Source organism: Terriglobus sp. ADX1 (assembly GCF_036877645.1).
Lineage (GTDB): Bacteria > Acidobacteriota > Terriglobia > Terriglobales > Acidobacteriaceae > Terriglobus.
This window is the reverse complement of record NZ_JAEDXV010000003.1, coordinates 219,866-243,596: the sequence shown is the minus strand read 5'-3', so window position 1 is coordinate 243,596 and position 23,731 is coordinate 219,866. Positions and strand designations below refer to the sequence as shown.

Here is a 23,731-nt window from a genome sequence, read left to right as displayed (position 1 = left end):
GGGGTCATGAACGATAACTCCATGCGTTCAGCTCCCATTTTGCGGGATGCTGTCTCGCCTTATGGGTTGGCATCCATCTCGCTTGCATTGTTTCTGATAGCGTGGCTGTTTCCTCCGGGCCTGTACAGCTCGGTCATGCACGAGCGTGACCTCCTCTTTCTGGAGCCTCAGACATTCCTCTTCTATTTGCTTTGCGTCGCAGGGTTTGCCGCGGGTTTTTGGATTGTCTGCCCAAAGGTCATTCCGATGGAGGTGCCCACCCTAAAAACCCGCATACCAGGGTTGCTGTTTCTAATGCTTCCTCTTTTATTCGGGATGGTGCAAGTCGCACGGGGGTTTCAGCAGGCATTTCACAACAATCCCAGCCTGATCGAAATCATGATCAATCAACAGGCTCAAGATCTGAAGGGTGTCGACTCCAATAACGATATGGCGCTGCTTATGAATGCCGCCCCGGGTTTGGTTGCCTTGATCTGGTGGACCATGTGGCGTTATTGGCAACTACAGCTCCGGGGCTGGAAGGCGAATGCAGTTCGCTTCATGCTAGTCTCTGCTGTGTTAATGGCAACATCCGCAGCCATCCTCATGGTCAGTCGCAACCAAATCATGGAAATGGTTGCTGGAATGACAGTGTTATATACGTTGCATCGGGAAGCGGAAGGGCGCTTATCCTGGCGTTTTATTGGCACCGTTGCTAGCTGCCTGGCGTTGGGCGTTACGCTGCTCTTCGGACTCTTTTCGTTCTTGCGCGGCAGTATGTCGTTGGACGCGCAATTGAATCTGCTACTTGGCTATTCGGGCGCTTCCTATAACAGGTTGGCTGCGCTGATTCTTGGCAGATTGCATTATCCATTCGCTGGTCGCGGGGTATATCTAAGCCCCTTTCTCAGCATGAATGAGCCATTGCATCGCATCGTTCCGTTGCAGCACGTTTTTCGTTGGCCCGGCTTTTTCGACGAGTGGACCTCAGAGTTTGGAGCTGTGGAACGGGCGGGATTAAACGGTTCCATGATCTTTCTCGGTACATTCGGGTTCATCTTTTGCGACCTCGGATGGTTCACCCCGCTTTGGCTCATGGGATACGGCATCATCTACGGCGGCTTATGGCGTTCCGTGCGGCATTCCGGTGTAGTCGGCGTCCTGCTGTATCCGTTCGCTGCCTTCTGCGTCCTCCTCTGGTTCGGCACCAATTTGCTCTTGGATTCATGGGTAATCCCATTTATTCGATATGCATTGCTGTTGCTGGTATACGAATGGTTCACAACAGAAAAGTATGCTCCCCCGTCGTTCGAAGTCAGCAGCCAACCGTCTATCCTGTAGCAATGCTGATGATACGAAGCGCGTTCAGCCGTTTTCCACATCTCCTGTGCTGGCTGATGCTCATGTCATCTTCTATAGCTTTGGCCCAGCTACCGGAAGCACCTACCCTTTCTCCCGTTGCGGCTGCCTCTCTGGCGATCCCTCCCAGGTCAACGACGGTGGACAAGAAAACCTCTCCCCCCTCACCAGCTTCTCCGCCCCGCTCAGTAGATAACGACCGTTCTGGTTCGACTATCGTTCCTATGGATAGTTGGGTCTATCCTGCACTGGAGAGGCTGGCTGCTATGGGGCTCATACCGTCGCAACAGGTAGCCATTCGCCCCTGGACACGCCAGGAATGCCGACGGCAATTGCGAGAGGCAGAAGACTCTTTACATGGTTTCGCAAGCCTAGACCATCCCGTTCAGAGTGACGTCCAGTCTGAAGCGGAAACGATGCTACCGGACCTGGAGCGCTATCTGCGAGAGCCGGAGGGAGAATCCAAAGTCGTACTGGAATCCCTCTACGCCCGCTACGGTTCCATCATGGGTCCAGCACTCAATGACAGCTTCCACATCGGTCAGACTTGGTGGAATGATTACGGTCGTCCCTTGGGTCGCGGAGGAAGCATCATTGCTGGCTATGCTGTGCGCGCCACATCAGGACGCTATTTTTTCTATAGTCGCCAGGAAATGCAAACCGATCCAGGATTGCCTCCGGTCTCGCAAAAGCTAGCTGATTATTACAACCAGATCGACAATACCGGTTTCGGAAGCACGCCACCAGGTTTCAACTTGGCCTCCCCGGCCATCCCTGCATACGTGCGACAGCGACCGATTGATCTCTACGCAGGTATGACCTTTGCTGGCTACAACCTGTCCTTCGGTAAACAGGAAATCTACTGGGGTCCAAACACCATGGGGCCGCTCTCGTTCTCCAGCAATGCGGAACCAACATACAATTTGCGCCTGGCTTCAAATCGCCCTCACGATCTGCCTTTCATTCCATCCCTGGGAACATACAGCGTAGATCTCGTCTTCGGGAAGCTTTCCGGGCACCACTATCCCGCGCGACCTTACTTCAACGGCCAGAAAATCAACTTTAACTTTGGCCGCAATCTCGAAATGAGCTTTACTCGATGGTCCATTCTGTGGGGCGTCGGCCACCCCATGACACTCCGGTCACTCAAAGACAATTTCTTCAGCGCAGATTCCACAGGATCACTAGGATATGGTGCACGCAATGACCCAGGAGACCGCAAAAGTGCATTTGATTTCCGTCTGCATGTACCCGGCCTGCAGAATCTTGTAACCATCTACGCCGATTCCTACGCGGACGACGATCTCAGTCCACTGGCTGCCCCACGCAGAAATTCATGGGCCCCCGGAATATATCTCGCACGATTGCCAGGAATTCCGCACATGGACTTTCGCTTGGAGATGGTCTCAACTCAGGAGCTTTCACAGGATGAAGGTGATCACCGCATCTATATCAACAACCAATATCGAGATGGCAACACCAACAAAGGCTTCCTCCTTGGGAATGTCACCGGCAGAGATGCGCGGACTTTCGAAGGTCGTCTTGGCTATTGGGTTTCCGCCAAAACCCACATCGAAGGTGGCTACCGCCAGGAAAAGATCAGTCCGTTGCATTTAGCTAATGGCGGTACCGTCTCAGATGGATTTATGAAGGCAAATTATGCCATCGGAAAAGACTGGAACGTGGAATTGTTCTCGCAGGTGGAGCGCTTCCTCATCCCCGTCTTCATGCCGGGACGTCAGACAAACGGTAGCCTTCGCCTTCAAATTACCTGGGATCCTGGCAAGACGATTGGCACTCTGCGCTCACACTAACTTCTACATCCGCCTGAGACTTTTCTCAGGCAGTAACGGTGTTCATCAGACATTCAGAGGAGGTAGCTCCATAGATATGGAGCTACCTCCTCTGAGTTCTTATTTACAATAACGTTTGCAGAATCTGGAGAGGTTCTTCACGAGAGCGTCAGGAGCTTTTTTGATAAAGAGTACTGGGAAATCGCCTTTTCTATCTGACTGAGCTCAATATGACGAAACTTCGTGTCAGAAACCAGGGTCAGCGTTGTAGAGGGTACTAATAGTGGAGACACCAATCGTGGCATCGCACACATCATCTTTCTGGAAGTCGCCCAATGCCCTCGTACAGGAAGAGCGGGAAATGAATTTGACTTCACCACAGGAAGAGATGTCCCACTTATCGGGAACGTTTGCCACCGCCACAGATAGCGAACAGGATAATCACCTTCATTTGCAAGACGTCGCTGTGATCATCCCGACCTACAATGCTGGGTCCGAGTTCGAGCTCTTGAGGGATTCTCTGATCGCCACTGGTTTGAAACCAAACCAGGTTTTGGTTTTGGACTCGGAATCCAAAGACCAGACTCACGAAATCGCTATGAAGGCTGGGTTCCGAGTAGAGACTATTCCCGCACGTAACTTCCGTCACGGAAAGAGCCGGCAGTTTGCTGCAAGCTTTGTTCCTCAGGCCAAAATTCTGGTCTTTATGACACAGGACGCCATGCTTGCCAACGCGGGCGCTATTCCCAATCTTGTCAGTGCCTTTGATGATCCCACAGTGGGCGCCGCTTTCGGACGACAGCTTCCCCGTAAGGGTGCAGGTGCCATCGAGCGCCACGGTCGCTTGTTTAACTATCCAGACTCGTCCTATGTCCGTGTGTACGAAGACCGCGAGCGAGTAGGCTTTCGTGCGATTTTTTTCTCGAATAGCTTCTCTGCGTACCGGCGAGATGCCTTTGACGCCGCTGGCGGATTCGATCCAGAAGTGATCATCGGAGAAGATTCAACGATGGCGGCCAAGTTGCAGGCAAGCGGTTGGAAAACCGCCTACTGCAGTGAGGCAAAGGTCATTCATTCGCACGACTTCAATTTCTCTCAAACATTGTCCCGCTACTTCGATACAGGTGTGTATCACGCCCGCAAGCCAGAGCTAATAGATATCTATGGCGGAGCAGGCGTGAAGGCCGCAAATTTGTGATTTCGGAATTCAACTACCTGCGCAAACACGATCCGCTGGCCATTCCGCGAGCCATTATGCTCACAGTCGCGAAGTATCTGGGCTACAAACTTGGTCGCATCGAGGCTCATTTGCCCCTATCCCTTAAGTTGAAACTGACGGGCCAGAGATCCTTTTGGACTTAAGCGACACACTCCTTTGTCGCGAGAAGCTCTACTCGTCAGAACGGACGTAATCGCCGCTCTTGCCGCCTTTTTTGCTCAGCAGAACCACCTCGCGGATGCGAATGCCCTTATCCAGCGCCTTCGTCATGTCGTAGACCGTGAGAGCTGCGACGGCGGCGGCGGTCATCGCCTCCATCTCCACGCCGGTTCCAGCAACGGTCGCCGCAGTGGCACGAATGCGCACGCCTCCGCCCGTCTTCAACAGTGCTGCGGGATGCACGATGGTCGCTTCCACATCCACGAAGGACAGCGGCAGCGGATGGCACATGGGAATCAGGTCAGCCGTCTTCTTCGCAGCGGTAATTCCCGCAAAACGCGCTACTTCCAGCGGATTGCCTTTGGGATTCTGGGGCAATGCAGCCAGTACATCGGCATTCAGTTCTACGAAGGCTTCTGCAACCGCTTCGCGACGGGTCGGTTTTTTGTCGCTTACGTCGACCATGTGCGCTTCGCCCGCGTCGTTGTAATGCGATAACTTGCTCACAGGTCTTCTCCGCGACTCAACATTAAGCCCACAAACAACATGCCTGCATCAAGTGCCAACCATTTCCATAGCTGCTTCTGTTCAATGTGGATCAGCAGGTAATGACTCTCCACAATCAGCCCAGCCACTGCCAGCGCAGGCAAAATCACGGCTGCACCAATCAAGAGCTTGCCCAGGCGTGTGGTCTTAGTCATGTGTATGAGCCTACCGCAATAGCACCGATACGGTGGCGCTCGCCGCAAGGGTATCCACCTCCGACGGCACAGCAATGTACGCATCGGCGCGAGCATTACCGACCAAATCTCCTGAACCGTGCGATGCCACAGGTTCAACGGTGACAGGGTGGAGTGAGGAGGAGAGCTTTGCGGCTACAAACCGCGTGAGGCCCGGACGCACCTTCACTTCGGTTGCGAGTGTCGCCTGTACAAAGCGTGGGCGCGGGGATAACTCACCACCAAGCGCTCGCAGCATCGGCATAGCGAAAAGCAATGCCGTTACCAACGTGGATACGGGATTACCGGGCAGGCCGAAGATCCATTGCTCTGCATGTGTGTCTGTCGCAGGTAAACGCCCGAAGACGGCCGGCTTGCCGGGCTGAATCCGCACGCCGGTAAAGTAGAACTCCGACCCCAGCGACAGCAATACGTCTTCCACCAGGTCATATTTTCCTGCGGAAACACCGCCACTAAGCAGAAGCAATTCAGCGTCTCGTGCAGCGGTGAGGCGCTCCAAAAGAGATTCGCGAGTATCCAACGCAGGCGGCAACAAGCGCGGCGCACCACCATGCTGTCGCACGAGTGCCGCCAGCGCATGAGAGTTGCTGTTGCGTATCTGATGCTGTGCAGGAGTTTGGTCTACCGCCACCAACTCATCCCCCGTTGCCAATATCGCTGCCACAGGCTGCAGGTACACATCCAATTCCGACGCACCAACAGAGGCTGCAAGCGCAATCTCCGCCGCAGTCAGGCGGACACCCGCATGCAGCAGGACGTCTCCCGCAATCGCTTCCTGTCCTCGCGGAACGACGTTGTCACCAGTACTCGGCAAGTGATCGCCAGAGATGTTCACCGTTGTAGTCGTTGCTTCCACATGCTCCAGCATTACGACAGCGTCAGCGCCATCTGGAACCGGAGCGCCAGTCATCACTTCAACTGCTTCACCCTCTGCCAGCGGAGAGCCTGTCCACACTTCACCCGCGCGAACGGAGCCAATGAGTTTCCGTGCACCACGATCCGCGGCGCGCACAGCGTAACCATCGCGAGTCGAGCGCGGAAACGGCGGCTGATCGCGGTCAGCATGAATCGGCTTGGCAAGAACACGTCCCAGCGACTGATCCAGCGGCACATGCTCCACGCTTGTGCGCGTGGAGAGCGCCGCGACGTGTTCAGCGACGAGGTCGAGTGCTTCCTGGCAGGTGATCAATGCCATACGAGTATCCTCAGGATGCCACTAGTTCACGTGCGGCAGCACGGCCATCGCGGATCAGGTCTGGAAGCCCAACGCCACGATATCCGTTCCCCAACAGATGCAACGCACCAAGCGCATGCACACGCTCCCGCAACTCCGCCATACGCTCACCGTGTCCCACACCATACTGCGGTAGCGAACACGGCAAACGACGCGCAAAGGCGATGTAAGGCTGCGGTAACGGCCCCAGAACTTTCTCCATCTCGCGAGTCGCTGCTGCAATGATCGTTTCATCTCTTTCCTGTTGCAGTGCTTCTGCCTCTTTGCCGCCAAAGAAGGCACGCAGACTCTTGCCACCTTCCGGTGCTCGATGTGTGAACTTCTGATCAGAAAATGTTGCAGCTAACAACGTACATGCTTCGCCTTCTGGTGAAAGAAATCCAAAGCCTTTAGGAGTGGCCGGCGCGTTGTCCGGAAGATACCCAAAGCCAACGATGATCGCAGAGCTTGTCGGCTGCACAATCAGCTCCGCCATACGTGCGTCTGTGGATGTGAGGAGTCGCGCTGCATGATGCACTGGTAGAGCCAACATGAGATGATCAAACGGCTCGCCGTCAATTAGCCATCCATCGCCGGTGCGTTCTATCTGGTTTACACCTGCATTCATACTGACGAAAGCAGGCGGAAGAGTTTCTACCATGCGTTCTACGAGTGTTCCCGTCCCCGTCTTCAGTGAAGTAAAGACAGGCGAAGCTGGTCGATTGCCTCTTTGAGCCTTCTTCGCAGCCAGTGCACGAATCAGCGATCCGTACTCGCGCTCCATCTGCACAAAGGCCGGCATCACAGCACGCACACTGAGTTGATAGACGTCGCCGCCAAACACACCGCCAAGCAATGGCGCGCCGATGACACGCAACACCTCTTCACCGAAGTGACGCTGGATAAAGCTGGCAACAGACTCATCCTGTACCGGCGTTGCAGCCTTTAACTCATCCGCGCGCTGCTCTTCTGCAATGTATGCACTGCGCGCACTCTCACTGAACAACGGCGAGTGCATAATGGTGTCCACGTTTTCGGGGACCATCATGCGCATGTTGTCCGGCATGGGCAGCAGCTTGCCTTGCTGCAATACCCACGTAATGCGTTCGTGATCGTTGGACGTGATGAGTTCGTCTTCAAGGCCAAGCTCGATAGCAAGCTCGCGCGCCCACGGCTTCTCCGTAACCCAGCCATCTGGGCCGCGCTCAATCACGAAGCCATCTTGCCGCAGCGTATCTACGATGCCGCCCAGGCGATCACTTTGTTCGAAGAGGGTGAAGCTATGGCCATTGCGCTGAAGTTCATAACCAGCCGATAGGCCCGCCAAACCTCCGCCCACAATAGCAACGCGCTTCATGCGTTACACCGACGCCTGTTCTTCCACGGGCGCAAGTGTCTGCACAACTTCCGCAGGCACTGCCGTTGTGTTGCGAAGATGCTGTGGAAGACTCCGCGTGCCTCGACGCGCCAGATCCGCAAGTGCGCCGATGAGTGTCGGCGAATCGTTCAGACTCTCCGGACGCGACAACGTGATGCCCAACTCTGACGCAGTCTTCTGAAACGCAATATCGATGTCGTACAGAATTTCAACGTGATCGCAGAGGAAGCCGATAGGATCAAGGATCACATGTTGATAGCCGCCATCGCGCAGCGCTTTCAGTGTGTCTTCCACGCTGGGTCCAATCCACGGGCCACCGCTCAGGCCTTGCGATTGGAAGCAGAAATACCAGTCGCTTTCGTTGAGCTGTTCGCTGAGTTCTTTTGCGATGAGTGTCGCAGTGGCCTTGCATTCAATCGCATACGTGTCCGCTTCAGTGGTCAGCAGCATGCCGTGGTGTTCGCTGGGCTTTGACTGAATGGTGCGGCACGGAACGGAATGCGCTGTAAACAGCACAGCCGTTTTCTTATCTTGCGGGCCGACTTCCAGCGCTTTTCGCAAGCGCTCCGCAAAGGCGCGAATCAGCAGCGAGTGTTCGCTCCATCCGGCAACGAAGTCGATTTCAAATGCGCCATCGGCTGCTGTTTCCATCGCACGACGATACAGACCCACACTGGTGCGAGAGTTCTGCGGTGCAAGACAGATAGCGCGTACCTTCTTCACGCCATCCTGCTTCATCTGCGCAACGGTATCCGCAATGAGCGGCTTCCAGTTACGCATACCCACGTAAACCGGCATATCGGTGCGTTCACGCAATAGCTCAGCTTCACGCAGCGTCCATCGCGTCAGATGCGGACCTTCCGCGGTTGGCTCATTCTTCAAGCCAATCTCTGCATAGCGCTCCTGCAACTCATGCACGACATGAGGCGGAACACCACGGCCACCGGTGACCAGCTTCAGATACTCATCCATCTCACCCAGCACATCGGGCGTGCCGTGCGCGAGGAGAAGGATAGCATCAAAGTTTTCCGGCTCGGGTTGCGCGACAGCAGGCGCAGCCATCGCTGCGGCAATCTGATCAGCGTTACTGATCTCATACTGCGCAAGGATGCGCGCTTCCTTCGCCGCCACGGCGGGCACGGCCATCTGATCCTGCAGCTTGAGCTTCTCGCTGGCAAGACCGATCAGAAAGAAAGGAAGATCGCGCAGACTCATCGTGCACTCAGCTCCTTCACCCACTTGCTGACAGCAATCACGTTATCAACCGGGGTCCCGGGGACGATGCCGTGTCCCAGATTAAAGATATGGCCCGGACGATTGGCAGCCTTGTCCAGAACATCTTTCACACGCTGCTTCAGCAGATCCTGTGGAGCGAATAACGCAATAGGATCAAGGTTTCCCTGCACACCGCATGTATCTCCGGCAAGCTTCCAGCCTTCATCCAAGGGCACGCGCCAGTCGAGTCCAAGAACGTCGCAGCCGGTCTCGCTCATGGTGCTAAGCAGCGATGCCGTGTCCACACCGAAGTAAATCACTGGCACGCCAAGCGCCTTGACTCTTTGCACAAGATCGCGTGTGTACGGCAACACAAAGTCACGATAATCATTGACCGCAAGTGCGCCAGCCCAACTATCGAAGATCTGAATGACATCCGCACCAGCCTGCACCTGCTGCGCAGCGTATTCCGCAAGCACCGCGTTCAGCTTCTCCATCAGCAGCGACCACGATGATGGATCGCCATACATGAGGCGCTTCATCTCCACGTAGTTGCGCGAGGAACCACCTTCAATCATGTAGCTGGCCAGCGTAAATGGCGCACCGATGAAGCCAATGATGCCGAGACGATCGCCGTCGGCACGCGGTGCCGCGAAGTGGCTGCGCACCTTTTCGATGGCCTTTGCGACGTAGATCAGTTCTTCCGCACGGTCTGTACGCAGAGCTTCAATCTGTTCGCGCGTGCGAATGGGCTTATGCACCACCGGCCCTTCCCCATTCACGAACTCAAAGTCGAGGCCCATGGGCGTGAACGGCAGCAACAGATCCGCGAAGATGATAGCTGCGTCCACGTCAAGCCGTTCCGCCGCGGTAATGGTGACTTCAGCAGCAACATCCGGCGTACGGCAAATATCGAGCAGCGAATGCTGACGGCGCACCGCCATATATTCCGGCATGTAACGGCCTGCCTGGCGCAAAAACCAGACCGGCGTACGATCCACCGGCTGACGCAGACATGCACGTACGAAACGGCTATCAGAGACGCTACGTTTTGACGATTTGAGAACTGTAGAAACGTCTGCCATCTATGCCGTGGGGGCGACGTATTCCTTGGGAAGCTCGCCGCCAGAGCCGTAGAAGAAGTCGTTCATCTGCTCAACCAGGAACTCCTGTGCCTGAGGGGTCCAGGGCTGCAGGCGATACTCATTCAGCAGCATCTTCTGGCGCTCAATCCACTCGCCCCATGCCTTCTTGCTGACGGTGTTGTAAATCTTGTTGCCGAAGTCGGAGTCGAAGGGAGGCTCGTCCAGCCCCTCCAGCTCCTGCTTGTACTTTGAGCAGAAAACCATGTGTGCCATGTATGTCTCTTTCCGGTTTCTATTCTAAATTGTCGCGAAGCCGTTCGCCTTTGCCCGGCACCAGATCTCCATTTTCGTCGTAGGGGCAATGCCGACAGCCATTCCCGCAGCAGGAACCACGCTTGCGATGATAAGCCGCCGTGAAGACCAGGAACGGGCCGTCATAATAGAAATCCTCATCGGTCAGAGCGGGCTGCGTGCTCATGCGAACAGGCTGTCCTGGGGTTGGGATGTTTCCGCCTGTGACGGTTCCAACTTTGGAGACGGATTGCGTCGAATCCCCTGCGGTGTCGCAACAGCGTCAATGGGACTCCCCTCAGCATCGCATGCCAGCCCATTACGCAGATGCACTTTCCGGCCAGCGACGGCACTCGTACGTTCGCCCGGAACAACAATGCCAATGAGGTTCACGGGATCGCTTGCCGTAAGGGCGAGAACTTCTTCATGTTTCAGGTCACGCGTGGCGCGCAGACTCTCCACCGCTTCTGGCAGCGCAAACTGCTCGCCGTGGAAGCCCTGCACAAAGCGGCCTCCGCGCACTTCACCGCGTGCCTCCATACGTCGCAGCATACGCAGCAGATCACGCCAGCGTGGCGCGTTGGATTCGCGCGTAAGGATGTCGCGGAACACGACTCCATAGCGTGCGAGCAACATGCGTGCTGCGGCTACGAGCGAGGTCTCTTCTTCTCGCGCACGTTCGGTTACCGTGAGTTGGCGATGCTCATCCTCGATGAACAACGACCATCGTCCTGCGGTGCTGCGCGTGGCTCTCCTGGCGGCGTTTGTCACCGGTTCGGAAGCCAGCGGCTTGCGCTTCGGATCCATCATGATGCGGAGTTGATCAAAGCCATCTGCCGAAGCGATACCCGCCGTGGCCAGCTCCCACAGTGCGCTCTGTGTCTGCTGTTTGCTCAACACACAGAAGCGTTGCAGATCGCTGGCGAACGATGCACCGCGTTCGCGCAATGCATTGCGTATGGAAAGCGCTTCAGGACTCAACGCATGTTGCAACTTCGTTTCATCAATCGACTTCTGTGCTAGCGCAGCAGGCAGCCAGTCAGCAGATTCACGTAGATAGAACGTGATGGGCGCCATGTTCGTCGGTATCACCCGACGCGGCGCAGCACCGTCACCCGCAGCCCATGCAGGATGTGGCGAAATTCGCCCCCATCCCACAGCACCGGAGAGACACAACGCATCCAGCCACTTGCCGTCGTAATCTTTCACTCGTTGCGGCAACAGATTGCGTTCCCACTCGATGGCTGGCGCTTCAAACCCCTCCAACTGCACCAACGCTTCCAGTACGCCTTCTTCGCCACTGAGCTGTGTCTGCGGTTGCAGATGCTGCCATCGCGTAAGCCAGCGAAGATACACAGCGGGCGTAACGGCTTCAATCTGCTTGCGCAATGCGCCCAGTGTCAGCCGATGAATGCGCTGCAGAATGCGGCGTTCGCACCATTCCACATGCTGATCGTTCTCCGCAGGACCGCCGCTTTCAAAGATGCCGCGCAGCGCCAGGCCTTGCACTTCAATCGCAACGAGCTGTTGCGCAACGGCCCGTGATTGCAGGTCAAAGAGTTCAGCAATCTGCGTAGCGGTGGTTGGCCCCAGAAGCTGCAAAAAACCTTGCGTCAGAAGACGCAGGGATTCGCTGACAGTCGCAGTGTCTTCGCCTTGCCCAGGAAGGGGCACCTCCTGAGGCGAAGCATGCGAAATGGATTGCAGCAGTTGTGCATGGGGCAAACGTTCCGTTGCCACCCAGCAATCCTGCTCGCCAAATTGAACGAGACTTGCACGACCACGTTGCTGCAGGCGTTCAAAGAACAACGGCCAGTGACGGCTACTGTGGATGCGATGTGACTGCACTTCTTCATCGGCACATGCAGCCAGGTGAGTCTGCTCTGCGAATAGAGCTACAGGCAAAGCAATGGCGCTGAAGAGAAGATCATGTAGCTCGTGTTCGTCGCGCAGGTCCGGCCATATCTCGCAACGCGTTTGCCGGATAGCTGCAGGATCAAGACGTCCAGCCTCACCAAGAACAGAATCCGGAATACTGCCGCGCAAAGACACGGCACGCGCGCGGCGTTCGCCTAAATCGGCTTCATCCAGAAATGCATTCTGATTGGCATTGAGCAGTTCATGCGAAAAGACCGATGGCACCGGCGTATCAACAGCAATGCAACGGATCTTACCGCTATCCATGTCGCGCAAAACCTGTTGCAGGCCGGCGAGGTCCATCGCCTCCTGCAATACATCCTGCATCACTTCGCGAACCAGAGGATGATCAGGAATCTGGATATCGCCGACGATCGTTTCAAAGCACGCTGCTGCCTGTGGAAACACGCTGGCCAGCAGATCTTCACCGCGCGTGCGCTGCACCTGCGGTGGCACCTTGCGGCCCTTCTGGAAACGCAGCAACTGCAGCGAACGATTCGCAGCCCAACGCCAACGCGTCTTGAAAATAGGTGATGCCAGCGATGCCTGTTCCAGCAGCTCCTTCGCTGTTATTTCCGTAAGGAAATGGAAGACATCGGCCAGCGGGAAGCTGTGCTGCTCTGCAAGACAGATGTTGATGCCATTGTCCGTCGCGGCTGCCTGCAGTTCGTAGTTGAAGCCTCGGCAGAAGCGTTTGCGCAACGCCAATCCCCACGCACGATTGATGCGGCCGCCAAACGGTGCATGCAGGATTAACTGCATGCCACCACCTTCATCGAAGAAGCGCTCCGCAACGATGGTGTTCTTCGTGGGTACGCAACCAAGAACTGCACGACCATTCACGATGTACTGAAGCAGCTGCAATGCTGCGGATTCGCACAAGCTGCACTCTTCCATCAGCCATGCCAGCGTTGCGTCCACGCGCACATCGTCACGCGTGACCATCTCATGATGCACGCCGTCTGTGCGGCAACTGATCTCTTCGCGGAGCTCTGCTACAAAGTCACTGAGAACAGCGGTGCGCTGCGGCGCTTCACCTTCCCAGAAAGGGACGGACGGCGGCGCGCCGTGTGCGTCTTCCACCAGTACTCGGCCTTCCTTCTCCACCGTGAGAATGCGCCAGCTTGCATTGCCAAGCTGCACCACATCACCGGGTCCGCTATCCACCGCAAAATGCTCACCGAGCGTTGCAATCTGCACACCTTCTGGCATAAGGATGACGGAGAAGATAGACGTATCCGGAATAGCGCCGCCATTACCGATGGCGGTCATGCGCGCGCCGCGGCGTGGATGCAGTATGCCAGCAACGCCATCGCGCAAAAGATACGCGCCATAGCGGCCACGCGAATTTTCAATGCCAGTGTGCAGCAGCGTAACTAGTTCATCGAACTCGTCGCGCGTTAGCAGTCGATACGGATACGCACGCGTAATCACGCGGTACATCGCATCCTCTTCCCACGGCTCCGCACCACACATCGCCACCATTTGCTGCATCAGCACATCCAGCGGTTGCGGTGGAATCTCAAGCCGATCGAGTTGACCACTCCGCATTGCGCGAATGAGCGCTGCCTGCTCCAAAAGATCGTCACGCGTCGTAGCGAAGAAACGTCCTTTGGGGATGGCTCCGCGCCAATGGCCTGCGCGACCTACCCTCTGCATGGCCACGGCGATATCGCGCGTGCTATTGAGCTGCAGAACAAGATCAACCGCACCGATATCAATGCCCAGTTCCAACGATGCTGTAGCAACAAGACATTGGATCTGCCCGGCCTTCAATCGCTGTTCTGCGTCAAGACGAAGCGCGCGTGAGAGCGAACCATGATGCGCTGCAACGTTATCCTGACCGAGCCGTTCGCCCAACGCGCAACATAAACGTTCCACCATGCTGCGCGTATTCGCAAAAACCAGTGTCGAGCGATGCTGCGTGCATAGCTCTGCCATGCGATCGACTACTTCAATCCACATCTTGCTGTCGCGAACACTGGTGAGTTCCGAAGATGGGATTTCAATACCAAGATCAAGCGTGCGCCGCTGGCCCACCTGCACGATTGTGGCGCGTGTGCGATCTGCAGCGATGCCCGTGAGGTAGTCCGCAACCAGCTCAATCGGATTCTGTGTAGCGGAAAGCCCGATACGCTGCGGACGTTTCGCAAGCCCCATCAACATACCGCCGGGCGCGAGTCTGTTCTCGCCCGTTACCAGCGCATCGAGACGTTCCAGCGTGAGTGAAAGATGCGCCCCACGCTTGTCATCCACCATGGCGTGAATTTCATCCACGATAACGGTGTGAACCTGGCGAAGATTCTCGCGGGACTTTCCGGCGGTCAACAGCAGATACAGCGACTCCGGCGTGGTGACAAGAATATGCGGTGGCTCTTTGAGCATTGCAACGCGCTCTTTGGGCAACGTATCGCCAGTGCGTACGCCCGTGCGGATACGCGGGCAGAGATAGCCTTCTTCCAAAGCAAGAGCAAGAATCTCGCGCAAAGGCTCATCAAGATTCTTCTGAACATCGTTACCCAATGCCTTCAGCGGCGAGACGTACACCACCTGCGTGTGCGCAGGCAGCGATCCATCCAGAGCTTCCGTAACAAGCCGATTAATGGCGACGAGAAACGCAGTGAGCGTTTTACCACTGCCAGTGGGTGCGGAGATCAGTGTGTCATCGCCGCGAAGAATCGCAGGCCAACCCTCCACCTGAGGCTCAGTGGGTGTGCCGAATTTCTGCACGAACCAATGCCGCACCACAGGGTGCGCCCATGCCAGCGGCGCATGGATTGCCGAGATGGGGGAAGCGGCAGCAGCCATGCGGTGATTGTATTCTGTTCGCGATTTCTTCGCTTTTCACGAAACAAAATGGGCAGAGCCTGAAGCTCTGCCCATTCAGTCAGGCGGTTAAGCCGCCTTCGAAACGGGAGCCACAGAATTCACACGGTCACTGATGTCGCTCAGCAGCTTGTCGGCATGCTTTTCATCGCGTTCAATCAGCTCAATCAAAGACACATCCTCTGTGCGGCCAAGAATGCGCGCCCACGATTTCAGCGTGCCGTAGACAGCAATCTCATGGTGTTCCACCTGCTGTGCAGCGCCGATGATAGCAATGTCGCGCACATCTGCATCGCTTGCGTCCTTCATGCCATCTTCCGCTTCAGAAACAAGAGCATGGATGACCTTGCACTTCTCCGAGTCGGAGTCTTCAAAGCCGCTGAGCAACTGTTTCACACGATCCACATGTTGTTCGCTTTCCTGCAAGTGTGACTTCAGTCCTTGCTTCAACTGTTCGTCCGTGGCTTTGTCAATCATTGCCGGCAATGCCTTGACGATGGTTTCTTCCAGATCGAGCGCCTTGCGCAGTTCTGTGTTGTAAAGCTCGGTCAACGATTCGATATTGGCGGAAAAGATCTTCATTGGGGGAATTCCTCCGTGCGCAAGTTTGGGTACGCACGTGGAGTAGGATGCACTGCCTGAAACACCCGCAAAGGCCACATTACGCCGTTGCTACTGCTCAGTCAGGATCGACCTCTGCGATGATGAACACATGGATGCAGAACTGAAAGCGCGCGCAGAAAAGATCAAAGTCATTGTGTTTGATGTGGATGGAGTACTTACAGACGGAACGCTGTGGTTCATTCCCACCGGCAAACGTGATGATGGTTTCATCAACGCCATAGAGGTAAAAGGATTTTCGGCGCATGATGGCCTGGGTATGGGCATTGGTCGTATTGCCGGTCTCCGTTTTGGTGCCATCACCAAACGCAGCAGCGACACCGTCGCAGTCCGTTTGCGCGATCTGAAAGTGGAGTTCATCCACCAGGGGTCGCAGCAGAAGATGGATGCCATTCGCCAGATCATGCAGGAGGGCGACGTAACGCTGGAGGAGATCTGCTACGTCGGCGATGACATCATCGATCTACCGCCTATGCGCGCTGTGGGTTTGGCCATTGCAACCTGGAATGCACGTGAGCCTGTGAAGGAAGTCGCACATTATGTAACGTCACATGCCGGTGGCCATGGTGCTGGGCGTGATGCGATTGAACTGGTGCTGGAGGCAAAAGGCGTGCTGGCCGATGCAATCGAGGAGTATCTGCGCGAAGCTGGTGGCGCACGCGACATTGGACACGGCGTGCAGTAAAAGCCAGCGTCAGACGTGAGAATCTCCTTCCAGCGAATGAATCGTTGGCGGCGTAATGTGTAGCAGCCTGCGTCCATAGCGGAATGCAATGTGAACGCTCAGCGCGATACCTGTACCAATAAGCGTGGCCATCACGCGATGCAGTAACACTTCGCGTGGTGGCTGGTGCGCAACCGCCAACACAAAGCAGATATAGCCGGTCAGCGTAACAGCGAACGCGCCGTAATTGACCGTGTTTAAAAGATACGTAGCTGCCTGAAAAACCAGGACGTAAAACGCAAGCCACATGCCGCTAGGATGAAACTCCACGACAATTAGCGTGCAAAGCACCGCGCCAATCAGTGTGCCTGCAGCGCGGAGCAGACCGCGAGCCATCGTCTGCACAAACTCCGGTTTTGGAAGGAGCAAGGCGGTCATGGCGATCCAATAAGAGCTCGTCCACGTTTGCGTCCGATAGACCCAGATGGATACGGCTGCCGTCACCGCCATACGCAGTGCGAACTGAAACGTGCCACTGCTGGGTAAAAGCTGCTCCCTTAGGAAAGCCAGTTGAAATCGCGTTGGATCAAAGTCATGACGGCTGAACTTTGTGTGCGCCTCTGGAAGCCACAAACGGAAGATCCACAAAAACGAAAATTGTAGCAGGCCACCCGCGAGCACACCCGCACCACGAAGCAGCGCGGAGAGAAACAGATCATGCGTCGTTCCTGGCGTATTTGGAGCGGCCGCCGAAATCACAAGGAAGATGCAGCACTGCTGCCCTACCCACGCCGTCGCCGTGCTGATGCTATTAGAAAACGCATACAACACGGCCCACAGAATTGTTGTAACGAACAACCCGACCGTGCTGTCGCGGCACAGAGCGCCAACCAATGCAGAGATGGCGATGCCAAACGATGCTGCCAGCATTGCACCGGAACGGGTAAACAGTGGCTGTTGATACGACCCGAAGCCCACACATTGCGCGCCGCCCACCATCAGCGCGGCAGTACCCGGATAACCATAATGGATGCCCACAATCAGCGGCAACGCCAAACCCGGCATGCAAAGCAACGCATGCAGCGGCTCGGACTTATGCCAGTCAAAACGGGCGATCAGCTTGCGGACGGATTCAGCCACGACAGTTCTGATGCTAATGCCTCAGGAATAAGAAAGATGTAAAAGAAAAGCCCCACGGAATACCGCGGGGCTTTGTGGATGTTTGGATGCGGAATTAACGTTTGCCCAGCGTCACGCGCAGCCCACCAAAGACAGTGATCGGCGCCCCCGGTGCAAGGTACGTCGTGTTGCGCACAGCATAGTCACCAGAAGCATACGCCGCGAACGGACGAGCAACGAAGTTGCCGTTGTTGTCATACGGTGTGGTGGCAAGCTGGCCTGCTGTGTAGTAGTGGCGGTTCAACAGATTGTTGATCTGCGCGAAGAGCTGGAAGTGCGAGGTGATGTTGTAGCTGGACCCCAGATTCATTACGCCATAGCCAGGGCTCTTGCCGCTGCCCAGGTAATACACACCATCGGCCTGATGCTGATTGTTCTCGTTGCCGCGAACGTAGCTTGAGCTGATGAGTTGGAAGTCTGCGTTGACGTTCAGCTTCCGCAGCGGATGGTAGTCCGAGTAGAGCTTGAACATGTGCTGCGGCACTTGCGGAATGTTGTTGCCCGGCTGGATGGTGATGAGACCGCCATCGGCCACGCCCTTCTCGCCGCTCTTTGCATTGCTGTTGCTGCTATTGCTGTCCGCTTCAATTGTCTGCGAACTTTGATACGTCGCCTGCAGGAAGGTATAGTCCGCACCTGCATCCAGCTTGTGCAGATGCGCGGAAGCGGATGCTTCCACGCCCTGGCGACGTGTCTTGCCAAAGTTCTGGAAGTAGCCGTAACCAGTGGCCTGCGCTGCTACGAAGAGCAAGTCATCGTAGTTGTTAGTGTGGAAATATCCGGCAGACCAGCGATAGCGCCCATCGGGATTACCACGGAAACCAAACTCATACGTGCGGCTGACCACCTGCTTCAACGGAGGATCGCTGACCAGCGCATTCGGCAGCGAGCAGGGAAAATCAGGGTCGGCACAACCAAGCTCTGTGGATGTTGGGGCGCGGCTGCTTTCGTCGTAGTTGAAGTAAGCATTCAACAGGCCGTTGGCCTTATAAACAACGCCCGCACTCGGATTGAAGCGCTGGAAGTTATTCACTGCGGTCAACGTGCCGCGGTAGCTCGCCGGAGGCAGACGATCCACGTTGTTAATGCTGGTGTGGTTGTAGCGACCGCCAACGTTGAATACCCACTTATTCAGGCTGAAGGTATCCGTCACGAAGAAGCTGGGGGTTGTCGTGGTGCCGTGCAGATTCACACGGTTATCCAGAACGCTGCCATCGTCGTCCGTGTAAGAACCGTCCAGGAAAGCATTCACGCGAGTGATGCTGATGCCGTCCGTGTTCAGGTAGCCGTACTGCGCGGTCTGCACGAAGGTCAAGGCACCGCGATCAAATCCGGCTCCAACGGACAACTTGTTATGTGTCGTGTTCCAGTTCAAAACACCGCTGAAACCTTCGGCATGCTGCCGGGTCACAGTATCCGTATCCACACCTGTGCACTTTTCGTACGGCTCGTCATGCTGCAGGGTCTGCGCAATGCAGCGGAGATAGGGGAACGGAACAGTGGTGGCGTTCTGTGGCGTTGTCGGATAGGCAATACCCGCCTTCGTCAATGCGGTCTTATCTCCGTTGCTTAGCGTATACAGTGACTGATCGAAGCTATCGTCATTGATGTCGCCGTTGCTGGTGTTCTGGCGCGTAGAGCGAACGTAGGCATTCGCGTTAATCGTTACAGAACTGGAGATTGCCTGCGTCACGTTCAGCGTCAGAAATGGTTGATGCTGATACGTAACGTCAGGAATGGAATACACACTGTTGTAGCCGTGATTCAAGCCAGTGGTGCGATTGATGGCGCGGAAATCCTGCGTGCCGTTACCGGTCAAGTTATTAATGGCATAACCGCCAGACAACGACACCACCGTGCCACCCTGTGCGTAACCCAACTTGGCAAAGCCCTGTCGCACGCTGGATGGCGAAAGGACGCGCCAACCATCTTCGTGGAACAGCGTGCCTGCCGCGAACCAGTTCCATGGCCCCTTGCTGCCGCCATACTCAGCATCCACTGCACGTCGGCCAAACGAACCGCCGTAGCCTGAGATGACAAAGCCCTGGTTCGCAATACCGTCCTTCGTCTGCACAGCAATCGCGCCGCCCAGAGTATTCAGACCGTACAACGGATTCGAACCAGGTATCAGTTCCATGGAACTGATAGCGACTTTGGGAATCAGGTCCCACTGCACCACGTCGCCAAAAGGCTGGTTCTGACGCACGCCGTCCATGTACACGGAAAGGCCGGCAGGTGATCCCACCAATGGCGAAGCGGTATAACCGCGATAATTCACATCCGGCTGGAATGGATTGTTCTGGTTCTCGTTAACGTAGACGCCGTTCAGGCGGCGCTTCATGGCATCAGTCAGATCAATGGCGTTTGTATCGACCAGCGTCTGCGCGGACAGCGTCTGCACCGGCAGAGGTACATCTTTCAACGACACATTCAGCGCACCAATCGGTGTGGATGCAATTACATCCACTGTCGTATTCACACCACCAACCGTCAGGATGACATCCTGCGTGACGGTGGTACCGGGCTTTATAAGAAAGGTGCTGCGATGTGCGGCAAAGCCAGGCTGCGAAAGCTCCAGCGTGTACCGACCGGGTGCAAGATCGCTTACCTGCAACGATCCATCAGACGCCGCCTCCACAGGCTGCGAATGCCCTGCTCCTGGGCCATGAAGAGTGCCCTTTGCAGGTAGGGCTGCGCCGGAAGAGTCACGGACATGAAGACGAAGATTTCCATCAGAAGATTGTGCCGCAGCGGTGACACACGCCTGGGACAGAGTTAACCCGGCAAGCAGAAGAGCAGTGCGTTGGTATCGGTACATGTTGCGAAGCGCCTCAAAAAAATAAATCGGATGGGTCGGGTTATAGCCCTTGAGAAAAACCCGCTCCACCGGTGCAAACCGGTGGAGGGAAAGAGTGAGCGTTCCCTTGCTAATTCCCATGGCGACGGTTTTGTTCAGCGTTTTTTCAAAATTTCTTTTGAGCGACAACTCTCTCCCGTGTCGCGCATAATGGGGAACGCAAACCATGTCGTTCCTTTCCAGCAGCACTGACGGCTTTTTCGACGCCTCCGCAACACTCGTTTCTGCGGAGGAGACGCTGGCGCTGCAGTCAGAAGTGCTTTCTCTTTACGACACGCTGCACAGTCGCTTGCTGCGCTATGCCGTTTCCTTTGGACTGTCTGTCCCCGATGGTGAAGACGTTTTGCAGGAAGTCTTCCTTGCCCTGTTTCGCCATCTGCGTGCCGGCCGCTCGCGCGAAAATCTGCCGGGATGGGCGTATCGCACCACGCACAATCTCTCTTTGAAACGCCGCGCCAGCGTTCACGCAGAGCAGAAAGTTACCGTCGTAGAAACGGACGCGGAGATGGAAGTCAGTGATCATCAGCCCGGCCCTGAGGAGACCGTTCTTTTCCAGGAGCGCCAGCAGCGCCTTCGCTCTGTGGTGGAAGCGCTGACAGAGACAGACCGCATGTGTCTGCTGCTGCGTTCAGATGGTTTGCGTTATCGCGAAATCGCGTCCACGCTGGGAATCTCGCTTGGCAGTGTGGCGGCGTCTTTGGCTCGATCATTTGATCGGCTGCAAAGGATGGAGCAGCGATGAACAGCCTTCACATTTCGGATGAGACGCTCCTGCTCCTGATGGATGGCGAATTGCCGGACCATCAGGCGGCCGCTGCAATGGAACACCTGGAAGAATGTGCAGCATGCCGTCAGCGCCGCGATGCTTTTACTGGATTGCTCGCAGAGGTCACCGTATTGGAACCGCAGGTCGCACCGCCAAATACCGTACGCGAAAGCCTTGCACAGCGTATGGCCGTGACTGCAGAGGCTCGCCGTCCAGCGTGGCTACATCCACGCCTGCTGATGAAGATCGCCGCAGTTCTGCTACTGGGTGTTGGCGCGTTGGCTTATCGCCACTTCTATACGCTGCCGCAAAACGCGATGGTCTCCTATGAGGAGACAGGCCCGGAGCCGAATCACAGCATCACACCGGGATCGGTCCGCAACGCGGAGCTATCAGAACTGTGCATTATGCCGGACGACAATCTTGACCCGGTCGTAACAGCGGAAAAGAAGCGTGCAGTTTTTGCAGCGTATGGCTTGGATGATCGAGCGTCCCGCGCATACCAGGTGGATTACCTCATCAATCCGCAGCTTGGCGGCAATGACGAGTTTCAGAACCTGTGGCCGGAGCCGTATCACGCCACGGTCTGGAACGCGCAAGCTAAAGACGCCCTGGAGACACGGCTGCACGGCATGGTGTGCAGCGGCCAGATGGGGTTAGAAGAAGCGCAACGTGAGATTGCCACAGATTGGATCGGCGCTTACAAGAAGACCTTCCACGCAGACCGACCAGTTCGCGTACAAGCTGCCATCGACTCCGCATCCACGGATGTGAAATAGCAAAAGGGCGCGGCCGCAGCCACGCCCTTTCTGTTTTTTTCTGATGTCCGCGTTACAGCGTCTTCAGATATTCCACCAGTTCCTTGATCTCTTCCGGCTTCAGCTGATCCTTGAAGGGCGGCATGGGAACCTTGCCGTTTTCAATACGCTCCGTGACAGTGGCATCCGTCACCTTGGTGGTGCCATCGGCCAGCGTACCGCGTGCATACAGACCTTTCAGGCCCGGCCCGATCTTCTTGTCTGTGCTGTCGGCGTTGTGGCAAAGGGCACACTTCGCATCAAAGGTGGCCTTGCCGTGGGTTGCGGCCTCGCTCAACTGAGCGTGGGCGCCTGCGGCGAAGGTCAGCGTGGCGGCTAGGAGCGAAAGGGTCAGGGTCGGTCGCATCATTTTCCTTTCCGGCGAACTGACTACCGGATATGTTCTGTCCTAAGCATAGACGGCAAACGGAGATACAAAGTCGCGGCTCGTTGCAATGACTTTGCATGGCATGAAACTCCGCTTGCCGCAGTACGGAAAAGTTTACGGCAATACCGCCAGCCCCCACGGGCTGCCGCCGGAAGGCGCCTTGGCCTTAACCGTGAGCGTCGCCAGATCAACTGCGCTTACATCGTTCGAAGGGCCATTGGCGGTGTAAAGAGTTTTGCCGTCGGGCGACAGTGCCATGCCCCACGGACGCTTGCCCACAGCCACATCGCCTGCGACCGTGTTGGTCACGGTATCGATGACGGCAACCTTGCCGCCACGACCTGTAGAAACGTAAAGCTTGGATGCATCCGGCGAAAGCAGCACAAACATGGGCTTCACCTGTCCCGGTGTTCCCAGCTCGATGGTCTTCACCAACTTGTGCGAAGCAACATCCACCACCACCACAGAACCGTCGTTCTCTGCGTTGATATAAGCAGTCTTGCCATCGGGAGTGAAGGCCACATTGCGCGGGCGGTGGCCCACCTTGAAGGTGGCAGTGATCTTCTTCTTCTCCGGATCCAGCACGGAGATCGTGCCAGTCTCTTCGCTGGTGACGTAAACGAACTTGCCATCGGGCGAAGTCTTCACGCCTTCCGGCTGCGCCCCCATCTTCATGGTCGCATCCACTTTGCCGGAATCAATATCAATGATGGAGACAGCCGACTCGTCTTCGTTTGAGACGTAGATTTTCTTGCCATCCTTGCTCAGATCAAAGTTTTCGGGATCGCTGCCGCCGGGAATGATCTTCACCAGTTTGTTCTGCGCCACATCAAACACGCCGATGCCATCCTTCGAATGATCGCTGGGCGGCAGAGTGCTCTCATCTACACCGGGGCCAGCAATAGGCGTACCGCTGAGCGCAATGTAGATCGTCTTGCCGTCAGGAGCTGCATGAATGCCGCGCGGGCGCGTGCCAATCTTCAGTTGCTCCAGGCGCGTCATGGTAGTTGCGTCAATCACGGTCAGTTCGCCGGAGACTTCATTCGACACATAGATGCGCGGCCCCTTTGCGGTATCCATGGTCAGCGGCGCGGGGCCGGAGCTGGTCTCGGTTTTCGGAGCAGACTTGCAGCCGGTCAGCACCATAAGAAGGCCTGCCGAGAGAAGAAGGGAATGCGAAGAGCGCATGCGATGTCCTTTACAAATTGAAGGTAGCTTGATTCCGTATTCCGTCCGGCCTGATTCCGTTCAGGCTTTTCACCGCAATGGCGCAACGCGGCGGCTG

The 23,731-nt window shown here is 56.1% G+C and carries 20 protein-coding genes; 6 read left to right on the top strand and 14 right to left on the bottom strand.

Going from position 1 to position 23,731, the window contains the following annotated elements; all coding sequences use genetic code 11:
* Window positions 1-6 precede the first annotated feature (6 nt).
* The 3 genes from JAO32_RS03800 to JAO32_RS03790 all read left to right on the top strand — a co-directional run bounded on the left by JAO32_RS03800 (window position 7) and on the right by JAO32_RS03790 (window position 4,329).
* Complete coding sequence (locus JAO32_RS03800) at window positions 7-1,320, top strand: hypothetical protein (protein WP_334237648.1); 1,314 nt, start codon at window positions 7-9, stop codon at window positions 1,318-1,320.
* Window positions 1,206-3,152, top strand: a complete 1,947-nt coding sequence (locus JAO32_RS03795; RefSeq protein ID WP_334237647.1) for a capsule assembly Wzi family protein — start codon at window positions 1,206-1,208, stop codon at window positions 3,150-3,152. The genes JAO32_RS03800 and JAO32_RS03795 overlap by 115 nt, the downstream gene beginning before the upstream one ends.
* 277 nt (window positions 3,153-3,429) lie before the next feature.
* Window positions 3,430-4,329, top strand: coding sequence for a glycosyltransferase (locus JAO32_RS03790; protein WP_334237645.1), 900 nt, complete (start codon window positions 3,430-3,432; stop codon window positions 4,327-4,329).
* Between the two features lie 192 nt (window positions 4,330-4,521).
* On the opposite strand, the gene moaC is transcribed toward JAO32_RS03790, so the two are convergent.
* The 10 genes from moaC to JAO32_RS03740 all read right to left on the bottom strand — a co-directional run bounded on the left by moaC (window position 4,522) and on the right by JAO32_RS03740 (window position 15,756).
* Window positions 4,522-5,016: a cyclic pyranopterin monophosphate synthase MoaC gene (gene moaC / locus JAO32_RS03785; RefSeq protein WP_334237644.1), complete on the bottom strand. Its 495-nt coding sequence runs from the start codon at window positions 5,014-5,016 to the stop codon at window positions 4,522-4,524.
* A complete protein-coding gene (locus tag JAO32_RS03780; protein WP_334237643.1) occupies window positions 5,013-5,210 on the bottom strand; it encodes a hypothetical protein in 198 nt (65 codons plus the stop codon). Before JAO32_RS03780 ends, moaC begins: the two co-directional genes overlap by 4 nt.
* A 10-nt stretch (window positions 5,211-5,220) precedes the next feature.
* Window positions 5,221-6,444 (bottom strand): molybdopterin molybdotransferase MoeA, encoded by a 1,224-nt coding sequence (locus JAO32_RS03775; RefSeq protein WP_334237641.1) that lies wholly within the window; start codon window positions 6,442-6,444, stop codon window positions 5,221-5,223.
* Between the two features lie 10 nt (window positions 6,445-6,454).
* Window positions 6,455-7,819 carry a protoporphyrinogen oxidase gene (hemG, locus tag JAO32_RS03770; protein WP_334237639.1) on the bottom strand — a complete coding sequence of 455 codons (1,365 nt, stop codon included), beginning with the start codon at window positions 7,817-7,819 and terminating at the stop codon, window positions 6,455-6,457.
* 3 nt (window positions 7,820-7,822) lie between these two features.
* Window positions 7,823-9,055: a ferrochelatase gene (gene hemH, locus JAO32_RS03765; protein ID WP_334237637.1), complete on the bottom strand. Its 1,233-nt coding sequence runs from the start codon at window positions 9,053-9,055 to the stop codon at window positions 7,823-7,825.
* Window positions 9,052-10,140, bottom strand: coding sequence for a uroporphyrinogen decarboxylase (hemE, locus tag JAO32_RS03760; protein ID WP_334237636.1), 1,089 nt, complete (start codon window positions 10,138-10,140; stop codon window positions 9,052-9,054). Before hemE ends, hemH begins: the two co-directional genes overlap by 4 nt.
* Window positions 10,141-10,413, bottom strand: coding sequence for an oxidative damage protection protein (locus JAO32_RS03755; RefSeq protein WP_334237634.1), 273 nt, complete (start codon window positions 10,411-10,413; stop codon window positions 10,141-10,143).
* Window positions 10,414-10,432: 19 nt separating this feature from the next.
* On the bottom strand, window positions 10,433-10,618 hold the full coding sequence (locus JAO32_RS03750; RefSeq protein WP_334237632.1) for a DUF5522 domain-containing protein: 186 nt from the start codon (window positions 10,616-10,618) through the stop codon (window positions 10,433-10,435).
* Window positions 10,615-15,156 (bottom strand): DEAD/DEAH box helicase, encoded by a 4,542-nt coding sequence (locus JAO32_RS03745; RefSeq protein ID WP_334237629.1) that lies wholly within the window; start codon window positions 15,154-15,156, stop codon window positions 10,615-10,617. The genes JAO32_RS03750 and JAO32_RS03745 overlap by 4 nt, the downstream gene beginning before the upstream one ends.
* A gap of 87 nt (window positions 15,157-15,243) precedes the next feature.
* Window positions 15,244-15,756: a YciE/YciF ferroxidase family protein gene (locus JAO32_RS03740; RefSeq protein WP_334237627.1), complete on the bottom strand. Its 513-nt coding sequence runs from the start codon at window positions 15,754-15,756 to the stop codon at window positions 15,244-15,246.
* Between the two features lie 130 nt (window positions 15,757-15,886).
* Here JAO32_RS03740 and JAO32_RS03735 point away from each other — a divergent pair, with 130 nt between their 5' ends.
* Window positions 15,887-16,480 carry a KdsC family phosphatase gene (locus tag JAO32_RS03735; protein ID WP_334237625.1) on the top strand — a complete coding sequence of 198 codons (594 nt, stop codon included), beginning with the start codon at window positions 15,887-15,889 and terminating at the stop codon, window positions 16,478-16,480.
* A gap of 9 nt (window positions 16,481-16,489) precedes the next feature.
* Here the strand turns inward: JAO32_RS03735 and JAO32_RS03730 are convergent, their stop codons facing one another.
* Both JAO32_RS03730 and JAO32_RS03725 read right to left on the bottom strand, forming a co-directional pair.
* Window positions 16,490-17,599, bottom strand: a complete 1,110-nt coding sequence (locus JAO32_RS03730) for an FUSC family protein (protein ID WP_334237623.1) — start codon at window positions 17,597-17,599, stop codon at window positions 16,490-16,492.
* A 94-nt stretch (window positions 17,600-17,693) separates the two neighbouring features.
* Complete coding sequence (locus tag JAO32_RS03725; protein WP_334237621.1) at window positions 17,694-20,624, bottom strand: TonB-dependent receptor; 2,931 nt, start codon at window positions 20,622-20,624, stop codon at window positions 17,694-17,696.
* A 37-nt stretch (window positions 20,625-20,661) separates the two neighbouring features.
* Between JAO32_RS03725 and JAO32_RS03720 the strand changes: the two genes are divergently transcribed.
* Both JAO32_RS03720 and JAO32_RS03715 read left to right on the top strand, forming a co-directional pair.
* A complete protein-coding gene (locus tag JAO32_RS03720; RefSeq protein ID WP_334237620.1) occupies window positions 20,662-21,237 on the top strand; it encodes an RNA polymerase sigma factor in 576 nt (191 codons plus the stop codon).
* Entirely contained in the window at window positions 21,234-22,040 is an 807-nt protein-coding gene (locus JAO32_RS03715; protein WP_334237618.1) for an anti-sigma factor family protein, read from the top strand. Before JAO32_RS03720 ends, JAO32_RS03715 begins: the two co-directional genes overlap by 4 nt.
* Before the next feature lie 52 nt (window positions 22,041-22,092).
* On the opposite strand, the gene JAO32_RS03710 is transcribed toward JAO32_RS03715, so the two are convergent.
* Both JAO32_RS03710 and JAO32_RS03705 read right to left on the bottom strand, forming a co-directional pair.
* Window positions 22,093-22,428, bottom strand: a complete 336-nt coding sequence (locus JAO32_RS03710; RefSeq protein ID WP_047490538.1) for a c-type cytochrome — start codon at window positions 22,426-22,428, stop codon at window positions 22,093-22,095.
* Window positions 22,429-22,560: 132 nt separating this feature from the next.
* Window positions 22,561-23,634, bottom strand: coding sequence for a beta-propeller fold lactonase family protein (locus JAO32_RS03705; RefSeq protein ID WP_334237615.1), 1,074 nt, complete (start codon window positions 23,632-23,634; stop codon window positions 22,561-22,563).
* Between the last annotated feature and the right edge of the window lie 97 nt (window positions 23,635-23,731).